Raw genomic sequence first — 9,807 nt, 5'->3', positions numbered from 1 at the left:
GGCCGCCGGGGCCGTGCGGATCGGGCGCGATGGCGGTCCTGGGTGCCACGGGGGCTGCTCCTCTCCGGCGCGCGGTCGGGCGTGCGGGGACGGGTACGGGGACGCGGGCCCGCGGACGGGCACGCCGCGGCCCGCGACCGACGGGCCCGCGCGTCGACGTTAACGGGTGGGTACGACAACGGGCGGCACGCGGGCCCCGCGAGGGGCGGTAAAAGCACGTGGGCACGGCTCGGGACACGGCGTAGGGTTCGCGAAATGACCGTGAACCCGTTCTTCCAGGCCAGCCCGCTGGTCTACGAGCTCCCGCCGTTCGCCGAGATCCGCGAGGAGCACTACCTGCCCGCGTACGAGCGGGGGATGGCCGAGCAGCTGGCCGAGATCGCGGTGATCACCGCGGACCGGAGCCTGCCGACCTTCGAGAACACCCTGGTGGCCCTGGAGCGCTCCGGGGAGCTGCTGCGCCGGGTCGACGCGGTGTTCCGCAACCAGTCCTCCTCGGACACCACCGACGTGCTGGACGAGGTGGAGGCGAAGGTGAGCCCGCTGCTCGCCGCCCACCACGACGCGATCCACCTGGACCTCGCGCTGTTCGCCCGGATCGAGGCGCTGCACGAGGACCGCGCCGGGCTCGGCCTGGACCCGGAGTCGCTGCGCCTGCTGGAGCGCCGGTACACCGCCTTCGTGCGCTCCGGCGCCCGGCTGGGCGCGGCCGAGCAGGCCCGGCTGCGCGAGCTGAACGCCGAACTCGCCGCGCTCGGCACCACGTTCCAGCAGAACGTGAACGCCGCCACCCGGGCCGCCGCGCTGGTCCTGGACTCCGCCGAGGAGCTCGCCGGGCTGTCCGGGGGCGCGATCGCCGGGGCCGCCGAGAACGCCCGGGTGCTGGGCCACGACGGCCGGTACGTGCTGAGCCTGAAGAACACCTCCGGCCAGCCCGAGCTGGCCCAGCTCACCGACCGCGCGGTGCGCGAGCGGCTGCTGGCCGCCTCGCTCGGCCGGGGCGTCGAGGCCAACGGCCCGCTGGCGATCCGGATGGCCGGGCTGCGCGCCGAGCGGGCGGCGCTGCTCGGGTACCCGAGCCACGCCGCGTACGTGGTGGCGGACGAGACGGCCGGCACCGTCGAGGCGGTCTCCTCGCTGCTGGCCCGGCTGGTGGAGCCGGCGGTGGCCAACGCCCGCCGGGAGGCCGCCGAGCTGGCCCGGGCGGCCGCCGCGGACGGCATCACGGAGATCGCCGCGCACGACTGGGCGTACTACTCGGAGAAGGTCCGGCAGAGCTCCTACCAGGTGGACGCGGCCGTGCTGCGCCCGTACTTCGAGCTGGAGCGGGTGCTGCGGGACGGCGTGTTCTTCGCCGCGAACCTGGCGTACGGGGTGACCTTCACCGAGCGGCCGGAGCTGACGGCCCACCACCGGGACGCCCGGGTCTTCGAGGTGTTCGAGGAGGACGGCACCCCGCTGGGCCTGTTCATCGGCGACTTCCACGCCCGGGCGTCCAAGCGCGGCGGCGCCTGGATGGACGCGATGGTGGCCCAGTCCGGGCTGACCGGGCAGCGCCCGGTGGTGCTGAACAACCTCAACATCCCGCGCCCGGCGCCCGGCGAGCCGGTGCTGATGGACTGGGACGAGGTGCGCACGCTGTTCCACGAGTTCGGGCACGCGCTGCACGGGCTGTTCTCGGACGTGCGCTACCCGCTGTTCTCCGGCACCTCGGTGCCCCGGGACTTCGTCGAGTTCCCCTCGCAGGTCAACGAGATGTGGATGGTCCGGCCGGAGGTGCTGGCCAACTACGCCCGCCACCACGCGACCGGGGAGCCGCTGCCGGCCGAGCTGGTCGAGCGGATGACGGCGGCCGAGGGCTTCGGGCAGGGCTTCCGGACGGTGGAGTACCTGGCGGCCACGCTGCTGGACTGGGCGTGGCACACCGTGCCGCGCGGCGAGGAGGTCGCGGACGCCGAGGAGTTCGAGGCGCGGGCGCTCGCCGCGGCCGGGATCGCGGTGGACGCGATCCCGCCGCGCTACCGGACGACGTACTTCCAGCACATCTTCTCCAGCGGCTACAGCGCCGCGTACTACGCGTACATCTGGTCGGAGGTGCTGGACGCCGACACCGTGCAGTGGTTCGAGACCAACGGGCGCGCGGTGCGGGAGAGCGGTGAGCTGTTCCGGCGCGAGCTGCTGGCGCGCGGGTTCAGCCGGGACCCGCTGGAGTCCTTCCGCGCGGTGGTCGGCCGGGCTCCGGAGACCGGGCCGCTGCTGGCCCGCCGGGGGCTGGTCTGACCGTCACCGTCACGGTCAGGCCGCGGTGAGCGTGACCGTCACGGTTGTGCCCCGGCGGGTGTGCGGGAGCCGGACGCGGACGGTTCCCGCGCGCCCGCCGGTCGGCTGGTCGACCTCGACCCGGGCGCCGGCGGGGGAGACGGCGACCCGGGCCCCGTGCGGGAACGCGGCCGGGGGGAGCAGGAGTTCGCTGCCGCGCCCGGTGCCGTCGGCGTGCCAGCGGACGGTGGCGCCGTCGGCGCGGGCGTCGGTGCGGACGTCCGTGCCCGCGACGGCCACCGGGTACGGGCCGAAGGCGGGTTCGTCGCCGGGGGCGGGGCGCCCGGCCGGGTCGAGCGCGCAGTAGCCGCCGTTGCCCCGGCACCAGTACCACATCGTCCAGCCCTCGGCGAAGCCGTCCATCGCGGCGGTCTGACGGCGGACCAGCTCGGTGTTGCCCGGGGTGCGGGAGTCCGGCGGGCCCCACTCGCCGACCAGGACGGGCAGGCGGTGGGCGGCCGGGTAGCCGGTGATCGCGGCGGTGTACCGCTCCACGAAGCCGTCGGCGGGGTTCCAGTCGGCGCCGCCCTCGACCGCGGTGTCGTAGAAGTGCGGCGCGTAGCCGAGCCGGGCCGCGCCGGGGCGGGGGTCGGCGAAGCCGGGCAGGCTGGTGGGCACGCCCTGGCCGACCAGCACGGTCGGCTCGACGAACAGCCAGGCGCGGGAGTCGGCCCGGCGCACGGCGGCGATCAGGCGGCGGTACATGTCGGCCAGCCGGCCCTGCTCCAGGGCGGAGGCGGCGGCGGCCAGCACGGCCGGGTCGCTCGGGTCGCCGTCCACCGGGCCGAACGGCTCGTTGAACAGGTCGTAGCCCAGCAGCGAGCGGTGGCCGCGCAGTTCGCGGGCGAGCCGGGTGTAGAAGTCGGCCTGCCAGGCGCGCAGGTCGGGGTCGTCGTAGAGGTGGCGGAAGGCGGCCTGGACGGCGGGCTGGAAGTAGCCGGCGAACCAGTCGTCCGGGTCCGGGGTGAACGGCAGGCCGTCGTCCCGGGTGGCCCAGACGGGGACGCCGTTGGTGCCGCCGCCGAACGCGGGCCCGTAGACGTCCTGGTGGAGGTCGACCAGGACCAGCAGGCCCAGCCGGTCGGCCCGGTCGAGGAGCCGCTGGACGCGGTTCAGCTCGGTGGGGTCGAGGCGGCCGCGCCGGGGTTCCAGCCTGGTCCAGGAGACCGGCAGCCGGACCAGGGTGAAGCCCTGGGCGGCGACGGAGTCGAGGTCGGCCGGGGTGGCCTCGGCGTACTTGTCGAGGTTGAAACCGCGCAGGAGGAGCCGGCGGCCCTGGGCGTCGGTGAGGGCGGTACGGCCGTCGGCGGCGGTGGCCGTTCCGGTGGGGAAGCGGTCCGGGGGGCCGTCGTGGGCCGAGGCCGGGACGGCGGTAAGGACGGCGGTGGCGGCGAGCAGCAGGGCGACGGCGGTGCGGCGCAGGCGCATCGGGGACCTCGCACGGCGGGGGTGGGGGTGGGGCCCGATGATGCCCGGACTTGCGTGCGCCGCACAAGAGTTCGGTCTACGGAGGACTCAGTCCGCGGCCGGTTCGGGCGCGGTCGGCAGGACGGCGGTCGGCCGGTCCGCGGCGGCGGCCAGCCGGCCCCAGAGCAGGTCGGCCAGCGCCTGCACCATCCGGGCGCGCGAGCAGGGTCTGGTCTCCAGCCACCAGTCCCCGGCGGCCAGCACCATCCCGGTGATGCCCCGGCCCCAGGCCTCGGCGAGCAGGTCGCGGTCGGCGCCGAGGTCGACCTGGCTCTGTACGGCCCGGGTGATCTCCTCGGCGATCTGCCGGAGCGCGGGGGCGAGGGCGTTGCCGGCGCCGCTCGGGTCGCCGGGCTCGGGGTGGGTGAGCAGCCGGTAGACCTGGGGGCGGGCCTCGATGCCGGCGAGGTAGGTGTCCAGCACGTGCTCGACCCGGTCGCGGCGCTCCAGCGGCTCGGCGAGGGCGGCCCGGACGGCGGCCAGCAGTCCGCCGGTGTGGCGCTCGGTCAGGGCTCTGATCAGGCCGTTCCGGTCGCCGAAGTGGCGGTAGAGGATCGGCTTGGTGATGCCGGCCTCGGCGGCGATGGCGTTCATGCTGGCGCCCGGCCCCTCGCGCTGGACGACCCGGTCGGCGGCGTTGAGCAGCTGCTCGCGGCGGGGCTCTCGGGACATGCGCTGCTCCTCGGAGTTGGGGTCCGTCTGGGCGTTGACACCGGTTACCAATCAGTAGCAGACTCCGACGATGTTACCCGAGGTAACACCCCGGTCGGCCGCACACGTCTTCGGAGGCACGCACCATGAGCAGCACGTTCTCGCTGGACCCGGGCGCGGACCAGCTCGCCGTACGCGACTGGCTGCACGGCTTCGCCGCCGACGTGATGCGCCCCGCCGCGGCCGAGTGGGACGAGCGCGAGGAGACCCCCTGGCCGGTCATCCAGGAGGCCGCCAAACTCGGCATCTACTCGCTGGACTTCTACGCCCAGCAGTACTTCGACCCCTCCGGCGTCGGCATCCCGATCGCCATGGAGGAGCTGTTCTGGGGCGACGCGGGCATCGGGCTGTCCATCGTCGGCACCACCCTGGCCGCCGTCGCGGTGCTGGCCAACGGCACCGACGAGCAGATCGGCACCTGGACCCCGCAGATGTTCGGCACCCCGGAGGACGTCAAGGTGGCCGCCTTCTGCTCCTCCGAGCCGGACGCCGGCTCCGACGTCTCGGCGCTGCGCACCCGGGCGGTGTACGACGAGGCCAAGGACGAGTGGGTGCTCACCGGCACCAAGACCTGGGCCACCAACGGCGGGATCGCCGCCGTCCACGTGGTGGTCGCCACCGTCGACCCGGAGCTCGGCGCCAAGGGCCAGGCCTCCTTCGTCGTCCCGCCGGGCACCCCGGGGCTGAGCCAGGGCCAGAAGTTCAAGAAGCACGGCATCCGCGCCTCGCACACCGCCGAGGTGGTGCTGGACGGCGTCCGGGTGCCCGGCAGCTGCCTGCTCGGCGGCAAGGAGAAGCTGGACGAGCGCCTCGCCCGGGCCCGCGAGGGCGTCAAGCGCCCCGGCGGCAGGGGCAACGCGGCGATGGCCACCTTCGAGGCCTCCCGGCCGGCCGTCGGCGCGCAGGCGATCGGCATCGCCCGGGCCGCGTACGAGGTCGCGCTGGACTACGCGAGGACCCGGGAGCAGTTCGGCCGGCCGATCATCGACAACCAGGGCGTGGCCTTCCAGCTCGCCGACATGAGGACCCGGATCGACGCGGCCCGGCTGCTGGTGTGGCGGGCCTCCTGGATGGCGGTCAACAACCAGCCGTTCACGGCGGCCGAGGGCTCGATGTCCAAGCTGTACGCGGGCGAGACCGCCAAGTACGTGACCGCGCAGGCGATGCAGATCCTCGGCGGCAACGGCTTCACCCGGGAGTACCCGGTGGAGCGGATGCACCGGGACAGCGCGATCTACTCGATCTTCGAGGGGACCAGCGAGATCCAGCGGCTGGTGATCGCCCGGGCGATCTCGGGGGTGCCGATCCGCTGACCGGTCGCCCTGGCCGCCCGGGCCGGTGGGCCGTCCGTCAGCGGGCGGCCCAGAAGGTGAGGCCGGCGGCGAGCGCGCCCACCGCCGCGCCGACGGCCGTCTGCGCGGCGGTGTGGTCCCGCAGCACCACCCGGGACCACCCGATCAGCGGGACCAGCGCGCCGAGCAGCAGCCAGAGCGGGCCGAGCGCGATGGCGAGGCAGGCCACCGCGCCGGTGGCCACGGCGGTGTGCACGGAGACCTTCCACCAGACGGTGATCACCAGGATCGGGACCAGCGAGGCGAACATCGCCAGCACCAGCGCGGTCAGGTCGGCCGGGGCGTCCAGTCCGATCATCACCGCGAAGCTGAGCAGCACCGAGCCCATGATGAGCGGGAAGAGGGTCAGCCGGCGCTGCCGTCGGCCGACGTGACGGTCCGCCACGGTGCCCTTGCGCATGCCGTGGCCGATGATCAGGGTCGGGACGACGGCGGCGAACAGGGCGGCGAACAGCGCCCAGCCGATGCCCGCCCAGCCGTAGCGGAGGCCGCCCAGCAGCGGGAGCAGCACGAGGATCACGTTCTTCGGCTCCAGGCCGTCGGTGATCCGGCGGGCCAGGGCCGTCCGGCGGGTGGGGGCGGGCGGGGCGGGCACGGCCTGGGCCTCGGTCGTCATCGGGGTGGGTGCTCCGGAGGTGGGAAGGGGTGGACGGGTTCCGGCCGGATGATCGTACGGGTGCTGCTGCGACCCCTTCCGCCGGGCCCGTACCGTTCCCGCGCGGGAGCGTTCCCGCTCGGACCCGTTCCCGCGCGGACCCGTTCCCGTTCAGAACCGGGCGGGCCGGCCCTCCAGGAAGGCGGCCAGGCCCTCGCGGACGTCCGAGCCCTCCCGGGCGCGGAGCAGCCAGGGGGCCAGGACCTCGTCGGCCCGCTCGGGCGAGGCGTCCAGGACGGCCTTGGCCGCGCCGACGGTCTGGGCGGAGCGACGGGTCAGCAGCCGGGCGAAGTCCAGGGCGGCGACGTCCAGTTCGGCGTCCGGCAGGACGCGTTCGGCCAGGCCGAGCGGCAGCGCGTCCCGGCCGGCCACCAACTCGCCGGAGAACAGCAGGTACTTGGCCCGGGCCGGGCCGATCAGCCGGGCCAGCCGTACGGTCGGCACCGCCGGGTAGACCACGCCGAGCTTGGCCGGGGTGATCCCGAGCCGGGCGTCCTCGGCGACGAACCGCAGGTCGCAGGCGACGGCCAGTTGGCAGCCGCCGCCGACGCAGGCGCCGTGCACCACGGCGAGGGTCGGGTGCGGGAAGGCCGCCAGCGCCTCCTCGGCGGCGACGTTGGTCGCGTGGTAGGCCTCCGCGCGGTCCGGATCGCCGTACACCTCGGAGAGTTCGGCGATGTCCGCGCCCGCGCTGAAGGTGTTGCCGGCGCCGGTGAGCAGCAGGACGCGCACGCCCGGGTGGCCGGCCAGCTGCTCCAGCACCTTGGGCAGCGCCTGCCAGACCGCCAGGGTCACCGCGTTGCGGCGGTGCGGGCGGGCGAACTCCAGGACGGCGACGCCGTCCTCGCCGACGTACGCGTTGAGGCCGTCGGCCTGCGCGGGCAGGGCGGAGCGGTCCCGCGTGAGCAGCGGCTGGTCCATGCGCACCTCCGGTCGGTCGTGGTGGGCCAACTCTCTCAGGCGGCGCGGGCGCAGTAGTCGCCGAGGCCGTGCTCGAGCAGGGCGAAGGCGCGGCGGGCCTCCTCCAGGACGGCGGGCAGGGCGTCGGCGGCGCGCTCGCCGGCCAGCATCCGCCGGTGGTTGGCGGCGATCAGCGCGACCCGGACGGCGAGCAGCTGGGCGGTGGCGACCCGGGCGGTCAGCTCGTCGTGGGCCGGGTCCTGGGCGAGCAGTTCGGCGGCGAGCGCGGCGTGCGCCAGCCGGTCGAAGCCGTGGGTGGCGCGGGCGGTCAGCGCGGGGGTGCGGTGGATCAGCCGGACCACGTCGAGCACGATCCGGTCGTCGTTCAGCCCGGCGGCCGGGTCGAAGCGCTCCAGTGCGGCGAGGAACTGCTCGCGCAGCGCCGTCACCGCCGAGGTGCCCGGGGCGCGGTCGCGCACCGCCTGGGCCGGCTCGTCGAGGTGCTGCTCCATCGGGCCCATGACCAGGTCTTCCTTGGTGGGGAAGTAGTTGAAGACGGTCATCTTGGACACCTCGGCGGCGGCGGCGATCTCCGCGACCGAGACCTGGTCGAAGCCGCGCTCGGTGAACAGCGCGACGGCCGTGCGGAAGATCCGCATGCCGGTCTGGAACTTCTTGCGCTCGCGCAGCGGGAGGGCGTCGAGGTCGACGTCGGGGCCGAAGTCCTGTGCGGGTCGCATCGCCATGGGGGGACTGTACCAGGATCAAATGTTGACCAGGCAGAAAGATTGGTCGGGATGAAGAATTGACCGAGTCCAAAAACGCTGCGATGGTGAGGGCGTGCCGCCGGCCGCCCCGGCCCCGGCGCGAACCCGACGGACCCTGGGGGGACCCGACCATGGCCACCGCCGCCGCCGTACCCGCTGCCGCACCCGCGCCGCCGGACACCGCGCTGATGACCCCGGCCCAGCGCAAGCTGGGCATGCTGCTCTGCCTGGTCACGATCGTGCTGGCGGTGCTCGACATGAACATCGTGTCGGCCGCCACCGTGCCGATCGTCCGCGACCTCGACCCCGTCCACGGCGTGGACCGGCTGCCCTGGCTGGTCAGCGCGTTCGCCCTGGCCGCCACCGCGCTGCTGCCGCTGTACGGCAGGCTCTGCGACGTGTACGGCGCCAAGCGCGTGCTGCTCGGGGCCGTCGGCACCTTCCTGCTCGGCTCGGCGCTCTGCGGGGCGGCGCGGTCGATGGACCAGCTGATCGCCTTCCGGGCGGTGCAGGGCGTCGGCGGCGGCGGGCTGATGAGCGTCACCATGGTGGTCATCGCCCAGTTCAAGGACCCGGAGGAGCGTGGCGGCGCCAAGGGCGGGGCGGTGGGCGGGATCGTCGCCGGCCTCGGCATGGCGGTCGGCCCGCTGGTCGGCGCGCTGCTCACCGACCACCTCGGCTGGCGCTGGGTCTTCTACGTCAACCTGCCGCTCGGCCTGCTGGTGCTGGTCGGCGTCGCCCTGGTGGTCAGGCTGCCCCGGGCGACCGGCCGCCGGAGCCTGGACTTCGTCGGCGCGGCCCTCGCGGCGGCCTTCGCGACCGGGCTGCTGCTCGTCACCGAGTGGGGCGGCAAGGACCACGCCTGGACCTCCCCGGTGATCCTCGGGCTCGCTGCCGCCACCCTGGCCGCGCTCGGCCTCTTCCTGTGGCGTCAGGCCACCGCCGCCGAGCCGGTGCTGCCGCTGTCGCTGTTCCGGATCCGCGCGGTGCGGCTGGGCTTCGCGATCCAGGGGCTGGTCGGGATGGGCATGGTCGGCTCGATCATGTACGTGATGCTCTACCTGCAGATCGCCCGGGGCGTCGCCCCGACCTCGGCCAGCCTCTACCTGGTCCCGATGGCGGCCGGGATGACGGCGGCCGGCCTACTGGTCGGGCGGCTGACCGGGCGCGGCCACCCGCCCCGGACCTTCCTGGCGGCCGGCGCGGCCTGCGCCACGCTCGCCCTCGCCCTGCTCGGCCTCAGCGGGCCGGACACCGCGCTGTGGGCGGTGCTGGCCGAACTCGCCCTGCTGGGCTGCGGGCTGGGGCAGCTGATCGGCCAGCTGGTCACGGTGGTGCAGGAGACCGCGCCCCGGCACCAGCTGGGGGTGGCGACCACCGGGATCCGGTTCTTCCAGAGCCTCGGCAGCGCGCTCGGCGCGGCGCTCTTCGGCACCGTGCTGACCCGGGTCTTCGAGGCGGGCGAGCCGGGGCGGCCGCTCGGCGCGGTCCGGGCGCTGACCGGGGCGGCGCGTGAGCACGCGGTGCGCAGCTTCACGGACGCGGTGGACGTGGTCTTCCTGTCGGCGGGCGGGGTGCTGGCGCTGGCACTGGTGTGCGTGCTGCGGCTGCGGCCGGCCGAGCTGGCGGGGCCGGC

At 74.9% G+C, this 9,807-nt stretch carries 8 protein-coding genes; 3 read left to right on the top strand and 5 right to left on the bottom strand.

Annotated elements, in window-relative coordinates; translation table 11 throughout:
* Positions 1 to 255: 255 nt before the first annotated feature.
* A complete protein-coding gene (locus AE652_RS26155; RefSeq protein WP_049655725.1) occupies positions 256 to 2,280 on the top strand; it encodes a M3 family metallopeptidase in 2,025 nt (674 codons plus the stop codon).
* 15 nt (positions 2,281 to 2,295) lie between these two features.
* On the opposite strand, the gene AE652_RS26150 is transcribed toward AE652_RS26155, so the two are convergent.
* Positions 2,296 to 3,747, bottom strand: a complete 1,452-nt coding sequence (locus tag AE652_RS26150; RefSeq protein WP_049655724.1) for a cellulase family glycosylhydrolase — start codon at positions 3,745 to 3,747, stop codon at positions 2,296 to 2,298.
* A gap of 87 nt (positions 3,748 to 3,834) precedes the next feature.
* Positions 3,835 to 4,458, bottom strand: coding sequence for a TetR family transcriptional regulator (locus AE652_RS26145; RefSeq protein ID WP_049655722.1), 624 nt, complete (start codon positions 4,456 to 4,458; stop codon positions 3,835 to 3,837).
* 125 nt (positions 4,459 to 4,583) lie between these two features.
* On the opposite strand from AE652_RS26145, the gene AE652_RS26140 reads away from it, so the two are divergent.
* Positions 4,584 to 5,810 (top strand): acyl-CoA dehydrogenase family protein, encoded by a 1,227-nt coding sequence (locus AE652_RS26140; protein WP_049655719.1) that lies wholly within the window; start codon positions 4,584 to 4,586, stop codon positions 5,808 to 5,810.
* Between the two features lie 37 nt (positions 5,811 to 5,847).
* Here the strand turns inward: AE652_RS26140 and AE652_RS26135 are convergent, their stop codons facing one another.
* From AE652_RS26135 to AE652_RS26125, 3 genes are all read right to left on the bottom strand, one after another.
* Positions 5,848 to 6,465: a hypothetical protein gene (locus AE652_RS26135; protein WP_063780271.1), complete on the bottom strand. Its 618-nt coding sequence runs from the start codon at positions 6,463 to 6,465 to the stop codon at positions 5,848 to 5,850.
* A 150-nt stretch (positions 6,466 to 6,615) separates the two neighbouring features.
* The gene (locus AE652_RS26130) at positions 6,616 to 7,425 is read right to left on the bottom strand and encodes an enoyl-CoA hydratase/isomerase family protein (RefSeq protein ID WP_082345972.1); all 810 of its coding nucleotides are present in this window, start codon (positions 7,423 to 7,425) and stop codon (positions 6,616 to 6,618) included.
* Positions 7,426 to 7,460: 35 nt separating this feature from the next.
* A complete protein-coding gene (locus AE652_RS26125) occupies positions 7,461 to 8,150 on the bottom strand; it encodes a TetR family transcriptional regulator (protein ID WP_234348540.1) in 690 nt (229 codons plus the stop codon).
* Positions 8,151 to 8,302: 152 nt separating this feature from the next.
* Here AE652_RS26125 and AE652_RS26120 point away from each other — a divergent pair.
* Positions 8,303 to 9,807: MFS transporter (locus AE652_RS26120; protein WP_063780270.1), on the top strand; the 1,505-nt coding region annotated here is incomplete at its 3' end.

This window comes from Kitasatospora sp. MY 5-36 (assembly GCF_001182915.1).
In the GTDB taxonomy this organism is placed as follows: domain Bacteria; phylum Actinomycetota; class Actinomycetes; order Streptomycetales; family Streptomycetaceae; genus Kitasatospora.
The sequence above is the reverse complement of the archived record's forward strand: the minus strand, read 5'-3'. Positions and strand labels throughout refer to the sequence as shown.

What these genes read in the sequence shown, in the direction of transcription:
- AE652_RS26135 (WP_063780271.1), bottom strand. Translation starts at nt 6,465, where the DNA reads ATGACGACCGAGGCCCAGGCCGTGCCCGCCCCGCCCGCCCCCACCCGC.
- AE652_RS26155 (WP_049655725.1), top strand. Translation starts at nt 256, where the DNA reads ATGACCGTGAACCCGTTCTTCCAGGCCAGCCCGCTGGTCTACGAGCTC.
- AE652_RS26145 (WP_049655722.1), bottom strand. Translation starts at nt 4,458, where the DNA reads ATGTCCCGAGAGCCCCGCCGCGAGCAGCTGCTCAACGCCGCCGACCGG.
- AE652_RS26140 (WP_049655719.1), top strand. Translation starts at nt 4,584, where the DNA reads ATGAGCAGCACGTTCTCGCTGGACCCGGGCGCGGACCAGCTCGCCGTA.
- AE652_RS26130 (WP_082345972.1), bottom strand. Translation starts at nt 7,425, where the DNA reads ATGGACCAGCCGCTGCTCACGCGGGACCGCTCCGCCCTGCCCGCGCAG.
- AE652_RS26125 (WP_234348540.1), bottom strand. Translation starts at nt 8,150, where the DNA reads ATGGCGATGCGACCCGCACAGGACTTCGGCCCCGACGTCGACCTCGAC.
- AE652_RS26150 (WP_049655724.1), bottom strand. Translation starts at nt 3,747, where the DNA reads ATGCGCCTGCGCCGCACCGCCGTCGCCCTGCTGCTCGCCGCCACCGCC.